At 66.8% G+C, this 235-nt stretch carries 1 pseudogene; it reads left to right on the forward strand.

Annotated elements, in window-relative coordinates:
* Window positions 1-235 (forward strand): annotated as a pseudogene (locus N4G70_RS36990) (phosphatase); the annotation flags it as partial.

Here is a 235-nt window from a genome sequence, read left to right on the forward strand (position 1 = left end):
CTCCGTTGACCTGCTCATGGCCGACTACGCGATGACCATACTGCAACCAGTCAGCGCGCTCCCTTACACCGGCGACCCGATTTCTGTCTACCAGAGCCCCGCGGGGCGGGCCTTCGGCGCGCAGCAACCCTACGTCGAGAACGACGACCAGCCAGGACAGCTGACGGTTCACCTGCCCATCAGCGTGCGCGGCGACCGTATCGGCGTCCTCACCGTGACCCTGCCCCGCGACCGT

It is taken from the genome of Streptomyces sp. ASQP_92, assembly GCF_025399895.1.
Taxonomy (GTDB): domain Bacteria; phylum Actinomycetota; class Actinomycetes; order Streptomycetales; family Streptomycetaceae; genus Streptomyces.